21 protein-coding genes are annotated in these 21,741 nt (G+C 63.3%); 4 read left to right on the top strand and 17 right to left on the bottom strand.

Translation table 11 applies throughout. The features are described 5' to 3' along the window. Window positions 1-10 precede the first annotated feature (10 nt). From BWR18_RS01820 to BWR18_RS01810, 3 genes are read right to left on the bottom strand one after another with little or no spacing between them, the layout of a single operon-like run. Window positions 11-430, bottom strand: a complete 420-nt coding sequence (locus BWR18_RS01820) for a sugar dehydrogenase complex small subunit (RefSeq protein ID WP_076626441.1) — start codon at window positions 428-430, stop codon at window positions 11-13. Further along, entirely contained in the window at window positions 423-1,076 is a 654-nt protein-coding gene (locus tag BWR18_RS01815) for a c-type cytochrome (protein WP_076626440.1), read from the bottom strand. Before BWR18_RS01815 ends, BWR18_RS01820 begins: the two co-directional genes overlap by 8 nt. Beyond that, window positions 1,073-2,692 (bottom strand): GMC family oxidoreductase, encoded by a 1,620-nt coding sequence (locus BWR18_RS01810; protein WP_076626439.1) that lies wholly within the window; start codon window positions 2,690-2,692, stop codon window positions 1,073-1,075. Before BWR18_RS01810 ends, BWR18_RS01815 begins: the two co-directional genes overlap by 4 nt. A gap of 136 nt (window positions 2,693-2,828) precedes the next feature. On the opposite strand from BWR18_RS01810, the gene BWR18_RS01805 reads away from it, so the two are divergent. Further along, complete coding sequence (locus BWR18_RS01805; RefSeq protein ID WP_076626438.1) at window positions 2,829-3,188, top strand: hypothetical protein; 360 nt, start codon at window positions 2,829-2,831, stop codon at window positions 3,186-3,188. A 413-nt stretch (window positions 3,189-3,601) separates the two neighbouring features. After that, window positions 3,602-4,648, top strand: coding sequence for a PAS domain-containing sensor histidine kinase (locus tag BWR18_RS01795; RefSeq protein WP_076626436.1), 1,047 nt, complete (start codon window positions 3,602-3,604; stop codon window positions 4,646-4,648). An 89-nt stretch (window positions 4,649-4,737) separates the two neighbouring features. On the opposite strand, the gene BWR18_RS01790 is transcribed toward BWR18_RS01795, so the two are convergent. The 14 genes from BWR18_RS01790 to BWR18_RS01725 all read right to left on the bottom strand — a co-directional run bounded on the left by BWR18_RS01790 (window position 4,738) and on the right by BWR18_RS01725 (window position 18,599). Further along, the gene (locus tag BWR18_RS01790; RefSeq protein ID WP_076626435.1) at window positions 4,738-5,628 is read right to left on the bottom strand and encodes a transglutaminase family protein; all 891 of its coding nucleotides are present in this window, start codon (window positions 5,626-5,628) and stop codon (window positions 4,738-4,740) included. A gap of 142 nt (window positions 5,629-5,770) precedes the next feature. Beyond that, window positions 5,771-6,694: an NADP-dependent oxidoreductase gene (locus BWR18_RS01785; RefSeq protein WP_076626434.1), complete on the bottom strand. Its 924-nt coding sequence runs from the start codon at window positions 6,692-6,694 to the stop codon at window positions 5,771-5,773. Between the two features lie 41 nt (window positions 6,695-6,735). Next, the gene (locus tag BWR18_RS01780) at window positions 6,736-7,233 is read right to left on the bottom strand and encodes a lactoylglutathione lyase family protein (RefSeq protein WP_076626433.1); all 498 of its coding nucleotides are present in this window, start codon (window positions 7,231-7,233) and stop codon (window positions 6,736-6,738) included. A gap of 63 nt (window positions 7,234-7,296) precedes the next feature. After that, window positions 7,297-7,893 (bottom strand): SDR family oxidoreductase, encoded by a 597-nt coding sequence (locus BWR18_RS01775; protein WP_076626432.1) that lies wholly within the window; start codon window positions 7,891-7,893, stop codon window positions 7,297-7,299. Between the two features lie 52 nt (window positions 7,894-7,945). Beyond that, window positions 7,946-8,560: a glutathione S-transferase family protein gene (locus BWR18_RS01770; protein ID WP_076626431.1), complete on the bottom strand. Its 615-nt coding sequence runs from the start codon at window positions 8,558-8,560 to the stop codon at window positions 7,946-7,948. A 75-nt stretch (window positions 8,561-8,635) separates the two neighbouring features. Next, window positions 8,636-10,012 carry an NAD-dependent succinate-semialdehyde dehydrogenase gene (locus BWR18_RS01765; RefSeq protein ID WP_076626430.1) on the bottom strand — a complete coding sequence of 459 codons (1,377 nt, stop codon included), beginning with the start codon at window positions 10,010-10,012 and terminating at the stop codon, window positions 8,636-8,638. Window positions 10,013-10,204: 192 nt separating this feature from the next. Further along, window positions 10,205-10,909: a cytochrome c oxidase assembly protein gene (locus BWR18_RS01760; protein ID WP_076626429.1), complete on the bottom strand. Its 705-nt coding sequence runs from the start codon at window positions 10,907-10,909 to the stop codon at window positions 10,205-10,207. 18 nt (window positions 10,910-10,927) lie between these two features. Then, window positions 10,928-11,257: a hypothetical protein gene (locus tag BWR18_RS01755; protein WP_076626428.1), complete on the bottom strand. Its 330-nt coding sequence runs from the start codon at window positions 11,255-11,257 to the stop codon at window positions 10,928-10,930. Then, complete coding sequence (gene ctaD, locus BWR18_RS01750) at window positions 11,254-13,803, bottom strand: cytochrome c oxidase subunit I (protein WP_076626427.1); 2,550 nt, start codon at window positions 13,801-13,803, stop codon at window positions 11,254-11,256. The genes BWR18_RS01755 and ctaD overlap by 4 nt, the downstream gene beginning before the upstream one ends. Further along, window positions 13,800-14,747 carry a cytochrome c oxidase subunit II gene (gene coxB, locus BWR18_RS01745; RefSeq protein WP_083957608.1) on the bottom strand — a complete coding sequence of 316 codons (948 nt, stop codon included), beginning with the start codon at window positions 14,745-14,747 and terminating at the stop codon, window positions 13,800-13,802. Before coxB ends, ctaD begins: the two co-directional genes overlap by 4 nt. Beyond that, window positions 14,747-15,244 carry a c-type cytochrome gene (locus BWR18_RS01740; protein WP_076626426.1) on the bottom strand — a complete coding sequence of 166 codons (498 nt, stop codon included), beginning with the start codon at window positions 15,242-15,244 and terminating at the stop codon, window positions 14,747-14,749. Before BWR18_RS01740 ends, coxB begins: the two co-directional genes overlap by 1 nt. A gap of 6 nt (window positions 15,245-15,250) precedes the next feature. Further along, complete coding sequence (locus tag BWR18_RS01735) at window positions 15,251-16,072, bottom strand: c-type cytochrome (protein WP_076626425.1); 822 nt, start codon at window positions 16,070-16,072, stop codon at window positions 15,251-15,253. A gap of 13 nt (window positions 16,073-16,085) precedes the next feature. Continuing rightward, the gene (locus BWR18_RS01730; protein ID WP_076626424.1) at window positions 16,086-17,870 is read right to left on the bottom strand and encodes a GMC family oxidoreductase; all 1,785 of its coding nucleotides are present in this window, start codon (window positions 17,868-17,870) and stop codon (window positions 16,086-16,088) included. 3 nt (window positions 17,871-17,873) lie between these two features. After that, the gene (locus BWR18_RS01725; RefSeq protein ID WP_254684916.1) at window positions 17,874-18,599 is read right to left on the bottom strand and encodes a gluconate 2-dehydrogenase subunit 3 family protein; all 726 of its coding nucleotides are present in this window, start codon (window positions 18,597-18,599) and stop codon (window positions 17,874-17,876) included. 104 nt (window positions 18,600-18,703) lie between these two features. Between BWR18_RS01725 and BWR18_RS01720 the strand changes: the two genes are divergently transcribed. After that, window positions 18,704-19,735, top strand: a complete 1,032-nt coding sequence (locus BWR18_RS01720; protein WP_076626423.1) for a sodium:calcium antiporter — start codon at window positions 18,704-18,706, stop codon at window positions 19,733-19,735. A 400-nt stretch (window positions 19,736-20,135) separates the two neighbouring features. Beyond that, window positions 20,136-21,737 (top strand): sodium:solute symporter, encoded by a 1,602-nt coding sequence (locus BWR18_RS01715; RefSeq protein ID WP_076626422.1) that lies wholly within the window; start codon window positions 20,136-20,138, stop codon window positions 21,735-21,737. Window positions 21,738-21,741 lie beyond the last annotated feature (4 nt).

Raw genomic sequence — 21,741 nt, 5'->3', positions numbered from 1 at the left:
TCGCGCCGGGTTACGCAATCCGGGGCTTTTCGGCCCAATAGGCCGGTATGCCGCCGCAATAGCTGGGCACGTTCACGCTGTCCTCGATGGCGGCATACATCAGCGCGTCGGCATAGGCGAAACGTTCCATGTCGCCGTCGCGCGGCATGTGCCGCCCGGTATAAAGCGCCTTGAGCACCGTCTTGGTCACCTCATCAGCGGCAGCGCCTTGCCCATCCGCAAAGGCGGTGGCCTGCATGTCGTCCAACACGCTGCGCGCGCCCGTCAGAAGGCTGCGCGGCACCGGGTCAAAGCCGGACATGGCGCGGGCGCGGGCGGCGAAATCCTCGAATGTCGGCGCGCCTTGCGCCCATGCCTGGCCGGGGATCAAGGCGGCGGCGGACACGCCCGCCAGAAAGCTGCGGCGCGATGTGGCGTATGGGTCAACCATCGGTGTCGTCCTCCTGCGTCTGGTCAGTCTCCGGCCCCCAGGCGGCGTAGTAATCGGCCAGTTGGGACATCTCGTCCTCGGTCAGTTCGGCGGCATAGGCGCGCATCCGGCCCATCGGGTCAGAGCGGCGCGTGCCGTCGGCATAAGCGCGCAACTGACGGGCGATATAGGGCGCGGGGTGGCCGTGCAGACGCGGCGACAGGCGCGCGCGGTCATCGGGGTCCAGCGCGTGGCAACTGGCGCAGGATGGCAGTCCGCGCGACCAGTCGCCTTCCATGACCAGCGTTTCCGCATCGGCAAACGCACCGGGCGATGCGGTGAACGTCAGCTCCGGCGCAGGCGCATCGGCATACATGCGCGCCATGGCCCCTGCCCCGTCCCCCAGTGCGGTGGCCGTGGCCTGCATCTGCGGGTGCTGGCGCAGCCCTTCGCGATAGGCCCAAAGCTGGCGGTCGAGATAGCGCACCGATTGGCCGTTGAGGTTGGGATAGGGCGACGGCGCCCGCGCCACGTCGCCCGCGTTCCGGTCTGGCCCGACCGCGTGGCAGGCCGCGCAGTTCAGCAGCACGTCAGCCCCCTGCCCGCCCGCCTGGGGCGCGAGGGTCAGGGACAGGAGGGCGGCGGCGATCAGCGATACACGTCTCATGGCCGCGCCTCCGCCGCGATGCTTTCGCCGATGCGCAGGGCAAGGGCGGCGATGGTCAGGGTCACGTTCACGCTGGACACCGACGGAAAGGTCGACGAGGACGCGATCCACAGGTTCGGGTGATCATGGGTGCGGCAGTCAGCATCAACCACGCTGTCGGACGGGTCGTCGCCCATGATCGTGGCCCCGGTAATGTGGTTGTTGGGGGCGTAGCCGTCATTATGCGACACGCTGCCCGGTGCGGCCCCCATCGCCTCGGCAATCTTTTCGACGCGGGCACGCGTGTCGGCTGCGGCGCGGTGCACGTAGTCGTCGATGTTGTAGCGGATTTCAGGGCGCGGCAGGCCAAGCGCGTCGGTCAACCCTTCGGTCGAGGGGACGATGCGGTTGGCGGGGTCCGGCAGCTGTTCGTTGAAGCTGGTGATCACCTGCGCGCGGGCCGTGCGGTGGCGGATCGCGTCGCGCAATGCGGTCCCGGTCAGCCCTTCGTCGATGGCCTCTTCTGTCACACCGGCCACGGGGTTCATGTTCAGGATCATCAGCTTGCGTGCGGCCATGTCCGACCGCCACGGACCGTCGCGCAGGTTCGTGATGGCCGACAGCACGTTTGGCCCGCGCCCGGGCCAAAGCGGCTCGGCGCTTTGGAACGCGCTGGCTGTGCCTGGGTGGTCCATCAGGTTGCGGCCCACCATGTCGGACGTATTGGCGACCCCGTCGGGGGCATTTTCCTGTGTCGACATCAGCAGGATCTTCGGCCCCTCGATGCCGTTGGCGGCCAGAACGAAGCGTGACGCCTCGATACGGAATTCTGACCGGTCGGGTTTGAGGTAACGGGCGGCGGTGATGCGTCCTTCGGCGTCGACCTCAAGGTGGTGCACGACGGCATCGGTGATCAGGTCCGCCCCGGCGGCCTGCGCCTTTTCCACGGACATATTGCCGGAATACTGTGCCCCGATGGGACAGATCGGCATGCAATTGGCGTTGCCGCAGCAGGGTGGGCGGTCGTCATAGACCTGCTGGTTGTTGCGGGCTTGCGGGGCCTGAATGTGATCATAGCCCAGCGCCGACAGTTTTTCGTTGAACGCCCGGTCCATATAGGAAAACGGGGCCGGTCCCATCGGATACGGTTTGGACCTGGGGGCATCGTAGGGCGCGTTTTCCGGCCCGGCGACGCCCATTTCCTCTTCGGCCATCTGGTACCACTGTTCGATGTCGTCGTAGCTGATCGGCCAGTCGCGCCCGACGCCATAAAGGGTCTTCAGCTTCATGTCGTTGGGCAGATACCGCCATGTGGCGGCGGCCCAGTGCCAGGTCGTGCCACCCACGACGCGGATGTATTGCTGGTCGTAGGGGTATGGCCCCTTCTGGATCAGGTAGTCATCCGTGCGCACGGTCTGCGGTTGCGGCGCATGGGGCAAGACGGGATAGGGCGACATCATCGTCTGGTCCGGCGCGTTTCGAAACCGGTTGACCAGGTCGCCGCGCGCCACGACGGGACCGTCGCAGATGATGGTAACACGCAGACCAGCCTCGGCCGCGCGCTTGGCCACCAGACCGCCGGCCACGCCCGCACCAATGACCACGAGATCGGGGGTTTGGGGAAGTGTGGTGGTCATGGCGTCTCCGATGCTGGACGTGACATCAACGCAGGCGGCCGGTCGGTGGTTCCGCACGAATGTCCGGAACCGACCGCGCGCTTTGGCTGTTGATTTGTTGATCCCGCAAGGACGACAGCACAAAGGAACTCGTGCAATGGCAAAGGACCCGGCCCGCAAACCCCGCCCCAAGGCCGATCCGGTCGATCCGACGGATCATGCGCACAACCCCGACACCGAACATGGCACGCACCCCGCTGCCGCCCCGCTTGGCACGGATGAAGAGGCCGGGCGCCGCGCGCCGCGCCCAGGGGCGGGCATGCAGGGCGACACTGTCCAGGCCATCGACAGTCAGGGCGAAGTGCGTGCGGGCCCCGGCGATGCCGGCAGGCAAGATGCGCCCCGCGGGTTGGACGACCCGCATGACACGTCGCCGCGCAGTGGCATGGGCCTGTTCATCGCTGCATTGGTTGCGGGCCCGCTCTTTCTGTTCGTGTCGTGGATCCTTCTGTCGTAGCGGATTGCCTGACAGCATCCGCGCGTACCCCCGGTTCCGCGATGAGCGCCTTAAGCGTGAAATCCTCCACCGCCTCCGGGACGCCGGGATGGTGATGGACATTTGGTGTGTCCGTTACACCGCTGTCACGCCGCACATCTTTCTGCGATACCGCATTTCTGCCCCCGAAAGGGGCGTTAAGGTCGACCTAAAGGGCCGCGATTGACTGAAATTGAAACCTGACCGCCAAGACGGCAGGCCACGGCCATTGCGGAATCGCGCCTTCGCGATCAGATGTCGAATTTAACACCGTCGGTTTTGCGTGCCATCAAGGTCATGTGCTGGCCGCCCATTGCTAAGAATGTGCAGTTTTCGCTAGCAGCTGCCGGTTGTATGTTGCATGATAATCGTTAACCGTCTGTTATGCTGCCACAATGACATCTGTTGCCGATAAACAAAGCCTGACCTGGCAGGTGTCGCCTGACCTGCTGGGGATCGTCAATCAGTCGGGGGTTTTCGTGGAAACCAACCCGGCTTGGCAAGCTGTTCTCGGCTGGTCCGAAGTCGAAATTCGAAGCATGGTCTTTACCGATTTTCTTCATCCCGACGATATGGATCGGACGCTGGCGTTGTTTTCCACGATGAAAGAGGGCAAGCCTGCCCTGCATTTTGAGAACCGATACAGATGCAAGGATGGCGACTACCGATGGCTGTCATGGGTGGCCGTCCCCGAAGGCGACATCTTCGTGTGCAGTGCGCGCGATGTCACACGGGACAAGGCGAACGCCCGCGCCCTGCAATCCTCAGAGGACGAAGCCCTTTTGCGCGAGCAGTTCATTGTCATTCTGGGACATGATCTGCGCAACCCCCTGGCTGCCATCGGGTCGGCCGTCCGCATCGCTTCACGCCAACCCCATGACGAAAAAATCGCCGCGATGTTTGCAGCCATAGATGGAAGCGCAGATCGGATGGCGAAGCTGATCGACAGCATCATGGACTTTGCCAGGGCTCGTCTGGGGGGTGGCATCCCCGTTGATCTGAAGCGGATCGACGCTCTTCAAATGGGTTTCGAACGCGTGGTCGATGAGGTCCGGATGGCGCATCCCGAGCGACAGATCCAGACGTCGTTCAAGTTCGATGGCGCATTGCTGTGCGACGCGGCGCGACTGGATCAGCTGTTGTCGAACCTGGTGGCCAATGCCGTCACGCACGGGTCCCGGGATGAACCGATTTCTGTGGTGACGGAGGAGGTGGATGGCTTGTTCGTGCTATCGGTTGCCAACTCCGGACAGGCGATCCCGCAGGATGTTCTCGTGAATCTGTTCAAGCCGTTCGAGCGTGCCGACAAAAGCGCGTCTCTTCAGGGATTGGGGCTGGGGCTGTACATCGCGGATCAGATCGCAAAGGCGCATTCCGGTGCGATTGGCGTCACATCGAATGATGATCGCACTGTGTTTCGTCTGGCCATCCCTTTGGGCTGAGACAAAGATGCCCGAGGGCAGCGATGCCGGGCGCGATATACATCTACGTTGGCAAACACATCCCCGGGGTTGCGCCAGATTGCGAAGGATCAGATGTCGGTGCGACCGGTGTCCGCGATATGCTTGACGCTTACGGCGACATCCATCGACATCTGTGCATCGGTCGCACCGTGAAAACTTCCGGTCACCGGGGCCACCTGTTCGATCCTGCGCGCCACGGCGACGGGGATCAGGTTGGCGGCGCCAACCGACTGATTGGTCGGGTCGAACGGGATCCATCCGGCGCCAGGCACAAAGACCTCGACCCAGGCGTGGGTGGAGCCATCGCCCGCGGAACCGGTCAAGTCGGCGTTCGGATTTGAGAGATAGCCGGACACGATCCGCGCCCCGAAGCCCAGTGTCCTCGCTGCTTCGGCAAACAGAACCGCAAAATCGCGGCACGTGCCCCAGCCCCTGTCCAGTGTTTCGAGCGGTCCTTGCGTCCCTTCCGTCTCGCGGCTTTGATAGGCGACCTGCGCCGTCACGCCATTGGCGGCGTCCTTGAGCAGGGACAGCGTATCGGTCGGCCGCTGCATCACGAACCCTTCGACCCAGTCGGACAGCCGACCCGCGTCATCCTGATATTGCGGCGCGGCAAGTGGCCCGAGATCGGTCATTGCGTCATTCAAGTAGACAAACGGATAAGAGGCCGCGTCGGCCGAGATCGGGAAGACGGGCCAAACCGGCGCGGTCAGATCGACGAACATATGCGCCTTGATAGCAAGGGTATCGCTTGCCTCTTCGAAGGTTGCCTTTGCCACGGTGTTCCCGGCCACGTCGGTCGACCAGTCGATACGGGCGTCGGGCGACACATCCAGATCGAAACGCACCAGGCGCAAATCGCGTGTCTCGCGCGGGCGCAGCATCATCCGGTGCGGGCCCAAAGACACGGAACCTGCGTACCGGTACGTCGTTTCATGTTGGATTTCGATCCGGGACATAACCTACGCCCAGACCGCGCGGCCCAAGGACCGTTGATGGCACATGAAGGCGCGGCGCACATCATCGGCGCCCAAGGGTGTGAAGTGTCGGACAATCAGCCCCTTTTGCGGGCGCGCGCGGCGTTGATTCAGCAACGGCACCTTAGGCCACTTCCACAACGATCTTGCCCACCGCGTGCCCGTCTTTCAAAGCGCCGTAAGCCGCTGCCGTTTCCGCCATGCCGTAAGTGCTGTCGATGACGGTCCTGATCGTGCCGTTCCCGATCAGTGTGGCCAGCTGGCCCAGCATCTCGCCATCCGGTTCCATGAAAAACCACTCGAACCGGACGTCATGTTTTTCGGCCAGATTGTCGGTGTCTTGCCCCTTGATCGACACCAGCCTGCCGCCCTTTTTCAGCACCTTGAACGACCGGTTGAGCGTCTCGCCGCCCAGCATGTCGAAGACCATGTCGTAGTCGGAAAGCTCATCCTCGAACGCCTGGGTGTTGTAGTCGATCACGACGTCCGCGCCCAGACTGCGCACCAGGTCCGCATTGCGCGGGCTACAGGTGGTCGCCACGTGCGCGCCGATGTGTTTTGCAATCTGGATCGCCAATGTGCCGACGCCGCCCGAGCCTGCGTGGATCAGCACCTTTTCGCCCCGCTTCAGGTTCCCCTTGGTGATCAGTGCCTGCCAAGCCGTCAGCCCGGCCAGCGGAACGGAGGCGGCTTCGACATGGCTGATGTTTTCGGGTTTCAGCGCCATTTCGTCTGCTTTCAGCCGCGCGATTTCCGCGATGGCGCCCGCATCGTCCTGATTTGCGCGGGCAAAGACGGCATCGCCGACCTTGAACCCGCTCACCTTGCTGCCGACGCTGGTGATCACGCCGGATACGTCAAAGCCCATGACGTGGGGGAATTGCAGCGGGATGTTGTCCTTCATCACGCCGGACTGAAGGATGTAGTCAATCGGGTTCAGGCTGGCGGCGTGGACCGAAATCAGAACCGAGTCGTCCTGCAAGTCAGGCTCGCCAACCTCGTCGATTTCGATGTCTGTTTCGTAGTCACGGATGATGGCTGCTTTCATGGTGCAGGCTCCTTTTGTCGGTGAAAGTGGGCGAGGCGCGCTCAGGCGTAAGCGCCCGCCGAATAGGTCAACTCATAGCTGTGGCTGTAAATTTCAAAGACGATGCCGAACGGATCTTCGACATAGACCATCCGATATGGCTTTTTGTCGGGAAAATATTCGCGCACGGGCATCCGTTGCTTACCGCCGGCGGCCAGAATTCTGGCCAGCAACCCTTCAAGGTCGGGGTCCTGAATGGCAAAGTGGAACGTGCCATGCTTGCGGAACGCCAGATTGTCCTGTGGGGCCGAATTGCCGTCGAATTCGAACAGCTCCAGTCCGATCCGATCAGCCGTGGCCAAATGTGCAATCCGTAAATGCCCCCAGCCCGCGCCAAAGACATCGGTGCACATCACACCGATATCGCTGTCGTCCTCTGTGACGTCCGTCGGCGGCATGATCGTGTAGAACCCAAGGACCTCAGCATAGAATTTGACGGCGGCGTCAAGATCCGGAACGGAAAGACCGATATGTGAAAAACTGCGTGGCGTGGGCAACATGCGTCATCCTTTCAAAAGTCGGTGCAATCACACCCGTTGGTCTGCGCAATCGGCAGACAATGCTCAGGCCGACTGCATCAAAAGGGTCTTGCCGACCCACGCGTCGCTTGTGACGGCATCGGCCAGAACGCGCGCGACATCGCCGCGGGCGGCTTTGGCCTTTGGGTCAACATCGTCGCCGAACTTCATGTCGCCGCTGCCATCCTCGTCGGTCAGCGCGACGGGGCGCACGATGGCATAGGTCAGGCCAGATCCCTTGAGGTATTCGTCGGCGTCATGTTTCGCCTTCAGGTAATGGCCCATGTCGGTGCTGGGATCAGGATCATCCGCGCCGACGCTGCTGAGCATGACAAAGCGGGACACGCCCGACTTGGAGGCGTGGTCAATCAAGCTGATCGCGCCGTCGCGATCAATCTTGTCGGTCATGTCCGCGCTGGTGTCGCCACCTGATCCGGCGGCAAAGATCACCGCCTCACACCCGTCGCACACGCCGTCCTGAAGGTCCGCAAGGTCGGCCATGCGCGTCTCAGCCTGATCCGGCAGTTTGCTGGTGTCAGAGCTTTCGCGCACCAGGGCGATGGGGGCGTGCCCCTCTGATACGAGTGTGTTCATAAGGCGTGTACCGGTGGCGCCGGTGGCGCCTGCGACAAGAATTTTCATGACAAGGTCCTTTGTTGAATTTGAAGATGGGCCGCGCGCGTTTTGGGGCGGCTCAGAGATCGGGGGCCATCGGTCCGGCCACTTTTGTTGCGGCGATGTAGCCGTCCTGTTTTTGCAGGTCGTTCCAATAGGTTTCGATGCGGGGCGCGTCGGCCAGAAAGCCAGTCGCGGCGAGGTTTGCCAGAAGGTAGGACATCTGGATGTCTGCGAGGGACGCTTTTTCACCAAAGAGCAGGCCGTGATCAGGCAGGGTTTGCGCGATATAGCTCAGGTGCATCTGCAGGGTATCCCGCGCGTTTTCGGCGATGTCCTCGCCTTTCATGGCTGGCAGCAGCACGTTCATACAGGCTGCGGCGAACGAACTTTCGACGTAGTCCAGCATTTCTTCGTGCTGTGCATACGCAGCCGTCCCCGGGTCCGGCGCGTGGGTGTCATCGTCGAATTTTCCCGTGAGATACCGCAGGCAACTTGCTGACTCGGCCAGACGCAGATCGCCATCCTCGATGACCGGCGATTTTCCCAGCGGATGGACGTCGCGCAACGCTTGCGGTGCGCGAAAGGCATCGGTCCGTTCGTATCGGACCAGATCGTAGGGCTGGCCCAGATCCTCCATCAGCCAGATCAGCCGAATGGCGCGGGAGTAGGCGAGGCAATGGATGGTGATCACGGGGTCGGGTGTCCTTTTCGAGGGCGTTGGGCAACGGGCGACAACGGGGTCGTCCCGGCATCGGCAGGCAATGCCTCAGGGCATGTAGATCGCCTTGACGTTGACGAATTCCTTCATGCCAAAGCCGCCATGCTCGCGCCCGAAACCGGAGTCCTTCACCCCCCCGAAGGGCATGTTTGGGTCCGCCGCACCAAACGAGTTGATCCGCACCATGCCGGTGTCGAAATGATCGCGGGCCAGCTTGCGCGCCTTTTCTTCGTCGCGGGTAAAGATACCGCCGCCCAGCCCATAGCGGCTGTCGTTGGCGATGCGCATTGCGTCTTCATCGTCCTTGGCCTTGATGACCGCGGCGACGGGGCCAAAAATCTCGTCATCATGGGCCGGTGTTCCGGGCAGGCAATTCACCAGCACGGTCGCGGGATAGTACTGACCCGTCCGGTCAGGCGCTTCGCCGCCACACAGGATTTCCGCGCCACCTTTGACGCTTTCGGCGACCTGCTCACAGATCGTGTCGAACTGTTCCTCGCTCGAAAGCGGGCCCAGTTGCGTATCCTCGTCCTTTGGATCGCCAAGTTCGATCGCGCGCATCTGTTCGACAAAGGCACCGATGAAATCATCATACACCGCTTCGGTCACGACAAAGCGTTTGGCGGACACACAGGTTTCGCCATTGTTGAACAGACGGCCCTGGACGCAGGTTTTCACGGCCAATTCGATGTCGGCGTCTTCCAGGACGAGATAGGCGTCGTTGGATCCAAGCTCCAACACCGTCTTCTTGAGGTTCTTCGCGGCAACCTGACCGATATGGCGGCCGCCGCCGTCGCTGCCCGTCATGGTCACACCGCGGATCAGCTTGTGTTCGATGACCGCATCCGACGTGTCGTGATCAATGATCAGCACATCAAACAACCCTTCGGGCAGGCCAGCTTCGAGACAGATGTCGCGCAGCATGAGGCCACTGCCCGTGCAGATCGAGGCATGTTTCAGGATGACGCCGTTGCCCGCCATCAAGTTGGACGCAAGCACGCGGGTGGGCTGGTAGACCGGGAAATTCCACGGTTGTATGCTGTAGATCACCCCGATCGGGCAATAGGCCACGAACCCCTGCTTGCCGTCCGCGCCATGCTGACGTTCTTCATCGGCCAACATGTCGGGGCCATGCTCGGCCGTGTATTCGAAAATCTGCGCGCAGAGTTCCACCTCGGTCTTGCCGTCGCGCAACAGCTTGCCGGTTTCTTCGGTCATCAGGTTGGCGTATTCATCCGCCTTGCTGCGCAATACCTTTGCGATGTCGCGCAGATAGGGTGCGCGTTCGGTATGGCTTTTCTGTCGCCAGTCCAGAAACGCCGCGTGGCACTTTTGGATTTTGTCAAAGGCCGCATCGGGCGACATCAGGTCATAACCCGCCAGTTTGGTTTCAGTCGCAGGATTGATCGTCGAAAACGCCGTCATGTCGGGGGCTCACCTTTTTGGGATTCATGGGTCAACGCAGGATCGTGGGTTTCGTTCCGTTCCGTCGGCAGATGAAGACCCGCGCGTGCGGACGGTCCCGGGCCATCACCGGGCGCGCCACGGGCCAATGATCTCACGCTATGGCCTGTGGCGGAGTGCACACGCGCAGCCGCCGTCTGCCCTGCTGACCGGCTAGCGGTGACCGGCGCTTGTCTCACGCAGAAAGCGCCATGTCAGATGCGCGATCATCGCCATGAACAGGCCACCGCCCGCCACCCACATCAGCGCGCCCGCCAGTTGCTGATCGGCCAGCGCCGACAGGCCATAGGGCACCGTCGTCAGCGCGTGCCAACCGTGCCACGGGCTGGGCGACAGCGTCAGAAGGGCCGCGAACACCGTCAGTTGCGCCCCCGTCAGCGCAGCGGCCAGCACCGCCTTTTCCGGGGCGGCGCGCATCGTGGCGAACATCAGCGTTGCTGCGGCGAACAGGCTGATATGCATGGACCAGTAGACCAGGTCGCTTTCCAGCGTCGCCTGATATGGGCCGGGCGCGTGCCACATCCAGAAGAGCCCGGCAAAGGCCGCCGCCGCCCCGACGGGTGAAACCCGTGTCTTCGGCAGGGCCGCCGCCAGCAGCGGGGCCGCCACAAGCGTCAGCAGGATGTGTTGCGCCACGCGGGCGGAAAACAGCGCCATGGACGCGGCACATAGCGGCGAGACGAACAGGAACGCCACCAGCGCCCACGCCGTGGCAAACCGCCGTCTGTCGGGTGCCCATGCCAACCCCGCCCCCAACGCGACCAGCAGGCCCGCGATCAGCACCGGATCGAAGGTCCACCGCGTCAGCAGCTCGGTCGGGATCGGCGGTGTGCCGCAGAACGGGGTGTAGGGATCCATGTCGCTCTCCTTATCCGGTCAGCCCGCGCAGGTGGCCAGCACCGCCACGGGCCAGAGGTTTGCAAAGATGGCCAGCAGGGAAATCAGCGCCGACCAGATCACCGCCACGTTCAGCGGACGCTCCGGTGCATCCGCGTCCAGCATGCGCGCCGTGCGCAGGCCCAGCACCAGCCAGACCAGCAGCAGGATGGCGCAGCCTGCGGTGACGATGGCCGCAACACCGCGCATCATGTCCGGCTCGATCAGCCCGCGCGGCGCGCAGGCGGCCGAGATCAGCGCGTAGATCGCGATGAAGTGCAGCGACCACAGCGTGACGGGGCGCGCGATGCGGATCACCTGCCCGGTCATTGCGGCGACCCCGCGACCAGATAGGCCAGCGCCGTCATCGCCGCCATGGTCGCCGTTGCCTTGCCGAAGGATCCCAGCAGCAGATCGGGCAGTCCCTGACCGGGGCGCACCGCCCCCACCAGTTTGCGCAGCGCATTGAACAGCGACCAATAAAGCGTCACGGCCAGCAGCGCGCCCACGAATGCTCCAATCGCCCAACCGACGGCAGCAAAGGCCGTGCTGTAAGGATCGACCGGCAGCAGCGCGAGGAACAGGCACAGGCCCAAGCCCAGCACCGTCAGCGCCAGCAGCACATTCGCCACCAGCCCCAGCGCGCGCGGCCCCTGCAACAGTGCCGTGCGCCCGGCCATCCAGCTGAGCGCAAACATCACCACGGCAAGTCCGAAGGACAGCAGGGCGAAGGTTTGCGCAGGGCGCTGCGTGGCCTCGGCAAAGTTGGGTTTGACGTTCCACAGGTAGAGGCCCGCGAACAGGAGTGACGCGTAGAGTGCGAACAGGATCAGGATCGTGCCCACCGTCCCCACATGCAGGTGGCTGGACCGGCTGACGGCATTCACCGGCAGGCGCAGGCCGTCGCGGATACCGATATCACGGGTGACGCCGCTGTCCGACGGCTCCCACACCCAGCCGGTCAGACCCGCCAGGGCCACCAGCGCACCGATGGCCGACAGCCAATACAGCGAGGCCAGCGTGGCAGCGAAGAGGACGGCAAGACCAAAGGCGGACACCAGCGGCATCCATGTCGGATGCGGCAGGCGCAGGATTTGAATGGGCGCGCCACTGACGGGATCAGAGCCGATCGTCTCGCGCCGGTGATCGGGATAGGCGCGCAATGCGCCGTCGATCTGCGCCGGGTCGCCTTGCGTCAGTTCGGGTTGGTCCCAGAGCGGTTCGCGCGACCGGATCTCGGGGATGGCGCGGAAGTTGTAGCCGGGCGCATTTGTCGGGTAAAGCCATTCGAGCGTGGCCGCCCCCCACGGGTCGCGCCCCGCCGCGCGCCCCTTGCGCTGGTGGCGGAAGAAGTCCCAGATGAACACCGCAACCCCGGCGGCCAGGATGAAGGCGCCGATGGTGGACAGCATGTTCAGCCGGTCCCACCCAATCCCTTCGGGATAGGTCGCGATGCGCCGTGGCATCCCGCGCAGCCCCGTCAGGTGCATCATGAAGAAGGCAAGGTTGAAGCCCCCGAACATCAGCCAGAACGCCCATTTGCCTAACGTGTCGGACATCATGCGGCCCGTGAAATGCGGCACCCAATAGTAAAGCGCTGCGAACATCGGAAAGACAAAGCCGCCGATCAGCACGTAGTGCAGATGCGCCACGACAAAGTAACTGTCATGCGCCTGCAAGTTGAACGGCACCGCCGCCAGCATCACGCCCGTCAGGCCGCCCAGAACAAAGATGAACAGAAAGCCCAGGATGAACAGCATCGGCACCGTCAGCCGGGGCCGCGCCAATGACAGCGTCGCGATGAAGCAGAAGATCTGCACCCCCGTGGGCACCGCAACCATGGTGGATGCGGCAGAAAACAGCGACAGCGACATCACAGGCAGCCCGGTCGCGAACATGTGGTGCGCCCAGAGCCCGAAGCTGAGAAAACCCATCGTGACGACCGCCGCCACCGCAAAACCGTAGCCAAAAAGCGGCTTGCCCACGAACACCGGCAGCATCGTGGCGACCATCCCGGCGGCGGGCAGGAAGATGATGTAGACCTCGGGGTGGCCGAAGAGCCAAAAGAGGTGCTGCCACAGCAGCGGATCGCCCCCGACCGAGATGTCGAAGAACGGCAGGCCAAGCAGCCGCTCGGCCTCCAGCAGGATCGAGCCGATGATGAGGGGCGGAAAGCCGATGGCGATCATGAAGGCGGTGACCAGCAGATACCACATCAGGATCGGCATCTTCGTCAGGCTCATCCCCGGGGCGCGGGAACACAGGATGGCGGCGATGATTTCCACGGCGGCGGTGACGGACGCAATCTCGGCCAGGGTGATGCCGATCAGCCAGAAATCGGCGCTCAGCCCTTCGGTGTACTGGCTGGTGGACAGGGGCACATACATGAACCACCCGCCCGCCGGGGCCGCATCGAAGATGAAGGACGACAGCACGATGATGCCGCCGAAGAGGTAGCAGTAATATCCGAACGCACCAAGGCGGGGGAACACGAGGTCGCGCGCGCCGATCATCAGCGGGATCAGATAGACCGCGAACCCTTCGAGCATGGGGATCGCGAAGAGGAACATCATGATCGTGCCGTGCATGGTGAAGACCTGGTTGTAGGTCTCGCTGTCGAGAAAGGTGTTTTCAGGCACGATCAGCTGCAGGCGGACCAGCAGGGCCAACACGCCCGCGATCAGGAAAAAGATGAAGCCGGTGATCAGGAACCGCTTGCCCACGACGCGGTGGCTGACCGATGACAGCACGCGCGCGCCCGGTGGCGTGGCCCAGATCTCCTCGAAATCCTTGTCCGGCTCGCCCTTGGGGGCCACGTCATAGGCGTCGTTGCGCGGGGGCGGCACGGGGGTCGGATCAAACGGGGTGTCGGTCATTTCAGGCTCGCCAGATAGGCGGAGACGGCGCGCAGTTCCGGCCCGCTGAGGTGGTTGTAGCTGGGCATTTGCGCGCCCGGTTTCATGTCGCCCACATCGGCGATCCAGCCCGCGAGGTTGCCCTGGTTCATGCGCCACATGCCCGCGCCAAGCGCTGCGCGCCCGCCCACGCGCGTCAGGTCGGGGCCGAGACGCCCGCCCTCCGCCACGCCGCGAATTTCATGGCAGGCCGCACAGCCGTAGTCGATGAACACCTGTTTGCCGTCCAGCAGTTCCGGCTTGGCCGCGTCGCGCGCCTCGCCCTGCGTCTCGACCAGCCAGCGGTCGAAGTCGTCCGGTGCCAGTACGACTACCTCGAACGCCATGCGGGGGTGGCTGAGCCCGCAGAACTCGGCGCATTGGCCGCGGTAGCGTCCGGGCGTGTCCGGGCGGATCGTGAGCGTGTTCACGCGGCCCGGGATCATGTCCATTTTCCCTGAGATGCTGGGCACCCAGAACGAGTGGATCACATCGTTGGACCGCAGGCGCAGCGTCACGGCACGGCCCGCGGGCAGCACCAGTTCGTTGGCGTCGCGCAGGGCGATGCCGCCGGGGTCATAGACAATGTCCCACCAGAATTGATGGCCGGTGACGTCGATCACCAGCGCCCGGTCGTCGGCGCGGGTGCTGGCCACCAGGATCGCGGTCGAGGCGGTCATCAGGACAAGGATGGCTGCGATGGGCAGCACGATGCCGCCTGACCAGACCCACCAGCGGCCGGCAGGCCGGTCACGTCGCCAGGCCAGCCAGACGATGCCCATGACCCCGACAAAGACGATGCCGAAACCGATGGTCATCGCCACGGTCAAATCCAGTGTCAGGTCCGCGCCAAGGCCCACGGGGTTCAGCGCGGATTGCGAGCCGTACATATCGAGGGTCGACGGCGTGTGATCCTGCGGCTCCATTATCCGCCCCTAAGCGTGTAGAGATAGGCCGCCATGTCGCGCGCCTGGCGTTCGGTCACGCCAAGGTCGGGCATCGCGGTTTGCGGCGCGTGCACGGTGGGGTTCATCAGCCAGCGCACCAGTGATCCGGGGTCATTGGGCAGCACGCCCGCGACATAGGACCGGTGCCGCAGACCGGCGAGCGACGGACCGACCGTGCCGCGCGCACCGGACACGCCGGGGATGACGTGACACGACCCGCAGCCATGGGCGATCATCAGGTCAGGCCCGCGCGACGCATCGGCGCCCTGCAGGGCAAGGCTTGCCGCGTCCCAGTCCGGTTGGCGGTCTGCGGGACCGCTGCGATACCAGTCGCCGACATGGCGCAAGGCATCGCCCGCCGCCACCCATGTGCGGTGGCCGATGCCGTCACCGGGACGGACCGCAGCCCACCCCATCGCGGCACAGGACAAGGCCACCAGAACGGTCGCCACGACATATGTGCGCCTGCGCGACATGGGCGGTCAGTCGGCAATCGCAGGCGTGTCGACAGACCGTGGCGCGGTGTCGGCCATATGGTCGGTTGGACGCACGCGGGCGTAGTATTCGGACACGGCGCGCATGTCCTCGTCCGTCATCTTGGACGCGATGGAGGACATGACGTTCATGGAATCATTGTCGCGTACGCCGTCGCGCCACAGCTGAAGCTGGTAGGTCATGTAGCTGGCGTCTTGCCCGGCAAGATACGGCACCGAAGGTGGATTGCCGGTGCCCGACGGGCCGTGGCAGTTCACGCAGGCCGGAATGCCCTTTTCCGCCGACCCGGCAGCGCCCAGCTGGCCGCCCCATTGCAGCAGGGCCACGTCCACATTGCCCGCGGGTTCGTGATAGGGCGCGTCGATGGCCGCGTAATAGGCGCTGACGGCTTCCATCTCGCGTTCGGTCAGCCGTTGGGAGATGCCGGACATCACCTGATTGGGGCGCGCGCCCGAGGCGTAGTCGATCAGCTGCTTGTAAGTGTACCAGCCCGCCTGCCCCGCCAGCCGGGGAAAGGCGCCCGACCCGTCGCCCATACCGTTGGCCCCGTGGCAGGTGATGCAGGCCATGCCCGAACCGCCGCGTTCCGCGCCGCCCATGGCGACAAGGCGGCCCAGTTCCAGCAGATCGTCATCGACCGGTTCATTCACCGTCGCATTGAACAGAACGCGCTCGTCCTGGAGGTTCGCCTCAAGCGCGCCGATGCCCGGCTGCTCTGCCCGGTTCTGGGCGATGGCGACCAGCGGGGCGACAATCACGATCGAAAGCGCAGTGGCGACGCCGCCAGCGATATAGTGTCTTCGGGTCATCGGTGTCTCTCCTTCAGGCGTCCATCAGCGGGCGGGGGTTGGACAGGTAGTCGGTCTTCATGTGATCCAGCGTCCAATAGGCCAGCCCCATAAGCGGCCCCGTGGGGTTGTAGCCGGGGTTTTGCGGAAACAGGCACGCGCCAAAGACGAAAACATTGTGGTGATCCCACATCTGGCCAAAGCGGTTCACAACGCTGGTGGTCGGATCGGTGCCCATAACCGCCCCGCCCGCATTGTGCGTCGTCTGGTAGGGCACGATGGAATAATCCTTGCCCTTCGCCGCCATGTTGACGCTGGACACAGAGGTAACGTTATCCATTTCCTGCGCGATCTCGACCGCGCGGTTCATCACGTAATCGCCCATCTTCCGGTCGTTGTCGGGGAAGTTGAACGTCATCCGCAGCAGCGGCCTTCCATACGCATCCGTCCATGTCGGATCAAGGTCGAGGTAGTTTTCGTGCGTGGACACGGACGAGCCGTGAATGACCAGATCACCGTGATGGTTGTAATTCTCGCGCACCGCGCGTTTCCAGTCGCCCCCCCATGCGGGCGTCCCTTCGGGTGTGGGCTGGTAGCTGATGGGGCGACCGTTGTATTGCTTGCACGCGATATAGCCGCCCCCCAGAAATCCCAACTCGGCGTGGTCGAAATTGTCACCATTGAAATCGTCGACCACAACGCCCAGCGCACCGGCCCCCATGAATGGGTTGGTGATCACATCGGAGTCGAAAAACGCATCGACCGCCGCGACGGTTTGATAAGCGTAATTGCGCCCGACGACCCCTGTGCGCGTGGCGGGGTCGTATGGCTTGCCCAGGTCGGAGACGAGCATCAGATGCACGTTCCACAAGCCGTAGGCATTCAAGCAGACGGTGTCTGCGGGCTGGAATACCTCTACCCCGTCTTCGCCCAGATAGGTCACGCCGGTTGCGGTCTGTCCGTCTTCCGACTTCTCCACCCGCAGGACCTGTGCCTCGAACCGGATCTCGAAATTGTCGTGGTCCTTGATCCGGTCATAGACGCAAATGATCGGGTCGGCCTTGGCGAAATACCCGCAGCCAAAGCGTTCGCAGAACCCGCAATAGGTGCAGGGATGCAGCTGCGCGCCATAGGGGTTTTCATAGGCTTGCGTGACGTTGGCCGAAGGCATCGGAAACGGGTTGTACCCCAGCTTTTCCGCGGCCTTGCCGAACAGCGTGTTGGAAATGGGCTGTTTCATGGCCGGGTTCGGATAGTCGGCGCTGCGCTGGCCTTCGAACACGTTGCCGCCCGCTCGTGTCTCGCCGTTCAGGTTGCCCGCGTATCCGGCGGCGCCGCAGATCCGTTCGAAGAAATCCAGATGCGGTTCAAGTTCGTCATAGGTCACGCCCCAGTCCTGAATGGTCAGGTCGTCCGGGATGAACTGGCTGCCATACCGGTCTTCGTAATGGCTGCGCATTTCCAGGTCCGATGGCAGGGGCCGCCAGATCTGCCCGTTCCAGTGGATGCCCGCGCCGCCCAGGCCCGTGCCTGGCAGGAACGATCCCAACCGCCGCATCGGCAACGCCTGCTGATCGCGGTTGTTGCGGAAGGTCAGCGTTTCCTTCTTGAGGTCCTGCATATGGCCGTGACGCAGCGCATATTTCAATTCGTCATGTTCCTCGGGCCCGGCAAAGGACGTCGCCGTATGGCGGTTTTGCCCGCGTTCCAGCACGACGCAGCGTTGACCGGCATGGGCCAGTTCATAGGCCGCCGTCAGGCCGGTCCAGCCGCCGCCGACAATGACAACATCCGTTTTGGGAAGCGTGCGGGTGGCCATCGCTCAACCCTCCTGACTGATGGGACGGGGCGCGCGGTGGCCCAACTGGCCGTGCGCGATGCCCATGGGTGGTTGTTTGGTGGGGGCATTGTCGCCCACACGTTCGGTGAAATAGGCGTGCGCGCCGGGAAAACCGACCATGCGCCAGCCCGCGTAATCGTGATTGCCAAGGTAGATGGGATCGGCGAAGTACCCTTCTTTCGTCAGGCTGAGCAGTTCGCCAAAGAAGGTCTGCGCCGGTGCGTCTCCGATGGGATCCTCGCGTTTCGAAAACGCTTCGACCCATGTCAGCCGGTCGGTATCGGGCAGCGTGGCAAGGTCGGTCTCCTCACGCGCTGCGGCAATCCCGTTGCGGATCAGTTCGGCGGGGGTCACGGGCAGTTGCCAGCCTTGCTCGGGCGTGCCTTCGGGAAACGGCCCCTGAAGGTACAGTCCCTGCCCCTGCCCATAGCCGGTGGCCAGTTGCATGTCGATGTAGTCCACGACGCCGGCCTGGCTGGCGCTGGGATGGTCGTCTTCGGGAATGAAGATGTCCGCAATGGCCGCCAGCCACCGCGCTTCGTCATCGGTCAGAAACGCCCACGGTTCGGCGTCCATCTGTGCAAAGGCGTGCCGGACGGGCATGGATGCGGAAAGCGCCGCACCGCCCATGGACAGCAAGACGGCGCGTCGAGAAAAGCGGTGGTGCATGGATATCTCTCCGTTGATCGAATGGTAGACCAACGTCACGCAACCATGGCGGGTTCCATTGAAAATGGACGGTGACGTTCGGAGGTCATGTCAGGTCGGCACAGAAATTTGAACAAAGTGGCGTCCGCGCGCGTTCTCGGGCCATGCTGTCTTCGTTTTCCCTTTGGGCCTTGCTTGGCATCGGGGCGGTCGCCGCGACCGTGATCCTGTTTGCAGGCATGCGCATGACGGACCTTGCGGATCGGATCGCGGACCGGACCGGATTGGGCGAGGCGGTCGTGGGTGGCGTCCTTCTGGGGGCGGCCACGTCATTTTCCGGGACAATCGTATCGCTGACGGCGGCGCTGGACGGGCGCGCGTCGCTTGCCTTTTCCAACGGGATCGGCGGCATCGCGGCGCAGACGGCGTTCCTGGCCGTGGCGGATATACTCTACCGGCGCGCCAACCTTGAACATGCGGCTGCGGAATTGGCCAATGTCTTTCAATGCGGCGTGCTGCTGTTGTTGCTGAGCGTGCCGCTGGCCGCCTATGCCACGCCTGAGGTGGCCATATGGGGCGTGCACCCCGCGTCCCTGCTGCTGGTTTTGCTTTACGGTCTTGGCGTCGTCGCCACGTCGCGGCTGCGCGCGGAACCGATGTGGCGCCCGGTCGAAACCGAAGACACCCGCGCCGATACGCCGGACGACGGCGATGAACCGGGCCAGCGCGCGACCGGGCTGATTGTACAATTCGCGGTCTTGATGCTGTTTCTGGGTGCTGCCGGGTGGGCGATCGGCCAGGTCGGGGGTGAAATGACCGACCGCCTGAACCTGTCGGCATCGCTGGTCGGGGCCTTGATGACGGCCGTGGCGACGTCGCTGCCCGAACTGGTCACGACCATCGCCGCCGTCCGGCGGGGCGCATTGCAACTGGCCGTGGGCGGGATCATCGGCGGCAACACCTTTGACACCCTGTTCCTGACGATATCGGACGTGGGATATCGGGACGGCTCCATCTACCACGCGATCCAGACAAGCGACCTGTTCTGGCTGACCGTGGGGATGATCATGACGGCGATCCTGCTGCTTGGCCTGCTCTATCGCGAACGGCAGGGCCCGGGCGGGATCGGGCGCGAGAGCCTGGCCATTCTGGGCCTCTATGCCGGGGCCATCGCCGTGCAGGCCATCGCGCTGTAAAGGCGCGCACGTGCAAAAAATCACAATACGATCAAGGCCATCGCGGGGCATCTGGCATCAAAATGCATATCCCCCGAAACCGAAGCACGACGGACGGCGTTGACAGGTAGGACAGGTGGCAATGGCCGCTGCGTCCGACCCATTCAAAGAGGTTCGCCATGCTGCATTACCTGATCCAGTCCTTCCGCCGATTTTTCTTTCCAAGTTTTGAACGACGCGCACCTGTGCCGGTCCGCGCCATTTCCAGGCCGCACCGACCGATGCCGCCCATGCGCTGATTGCCCAAACGAAAACGTCCCGAGGCCGCGTTTCCGTTCCACCGCACATTCCCAGGCGGCCATCGGACGGCGCAAGATCCCGCCACCGGCCGACCACCGCGTACAGATGACAGAAGGCTATCATGGGTGACGCAAAGTTCGATCTTCATTGGATAGATTACGCGATTGTCGTCGTGTACTTCATCGGCGTTATCGCGCACGGCATCTATGTGTCGCGCAAATCCGGCGGCGGATCGGATGACTATTTCCTCGCCGGTCGGTCCCTGCCCTGGTACTTGATCGGCTTCTCGCTCTTTGCCTCGAACATGTCGGGGTCCAGCTTTGTCGGGCTGATGGGCGGTGCCTATTCCAACGGCGTTGTCATCTTCAACTATGAATGGACGGCGGCGCTTGTCCTGATCCTGTTCGCGATCTTCATCCTGCCCTCGTTCCTCAGGGCCAAGATCTCGACCGTTCCCGAATTCCTCGAAGCACGCTACGACGTCCGATCACGCCGGGCGTTTTCGCTGTTCACGATCCTGGCCATCCTGTTCATCGACACGGCTGGTGCGCTCTATGCCGGGGGCCTCGTGATCTCGAACGTCACCGGCTATCTGAACCTGTGGACCGCCGTCGCCGTGCTGGCGCTGGTGGCGGGCATCTACACCGTTCTGGGCGGGTTGTCGGCGGTGGTCGTGACCGACACGGTACAGGCCATCCTGCTGATCATCGGGGCCGCGGCCCTGTTCTGGATCGGGCTGGACGAGATCGGCGGCTGGAAAGAGCTGTTCGTCGACATCCCCGAGGAAAAGACCAAGCTGATCCTGCCGCCAAGCGACGATTTCCTGCCGTGGACGGGACTGTGGGGGGTGGTTCTGCTGGGGTTCTATTACTGGACCATCAACCAGTTTGTCGTGCAGCGCACGCTGGGCGCCAAGAACCTGAAGGAAGGGCAGATCGGTGCCCTGTTCGCCGGGTTCCTGAAACTGCCCAACCTGTTTCTGATGATCCTGCCGGGGCTGATCGCGCTGAAACTGTACCCAGACCTTGAAACGCCCGACCTGGCCTTTCCCACCCTCGCGTTCGAACTGATGCCCATCGGCCTGCGCGGGCTGATCATGGCGGCGCTGATCGCGGCGATCATGTCGTCGCTGGATTCTGCGATGAACTCGGCCTCGACCCTCGTGGTGAAGGATTTCGTCGAACCCATCTGGGACGTGAGCGAGGAGCGGCAGGTCTGGCTGGGCCGGGTCGTGACCGGTGTGGTCATGGTGTTCGGCGCACTCTATGCCCCGACCATCGCCGGGTTCGAAAGTCTGTTCAGCTATTTCCAGTCGTCGCTGTCCTACATCATCCCGACCATCGTGGTGGTCTATATCTTCGGCCTGTTCATCCCGTGGCTGAACGGGAACGGGGCCTTCTGGACGATTCTGCTGGGCCTTGTCGTGGGCATTCCGCTGTTCATCATGAAGGAGGTGACGGGCATCTGGGCCGATCTGGGCCTGCCCGAGATCCACTATACCATCATGTCCACCATCATGATGTGCCTTGGGATCGTCACGCATATGGGCATTTCCGCCCTGACCTCGCCCGACGACAAGGAAAACGTGGGCGATCTGGTCTGGTCAGGCAAGGAAGCGCGAGAGGTGTTCACAACCATCGAAACCCCCTTCTGGCAGGACCGCACCCTGTGGGCCGGGTTGCTGGTGATCTGTACCGCCGGCTTTGTGATCTGGTTCTGGTGACCGG

This window comes from Tateyamaria omphalii (assembly GCF_001969365.1).
Lineage (GTDB): Bacteria > Pseudomonadota > Alphaproteobacteria > Rhodobacterales > Rhodobacteraceae > Tateyamaria > Tateyamaria omphalii_A.
Note: the sequence above shows the minus strand (reverse complement) of the source record. Positions and strands in the feature narration are given on the sequence as shown.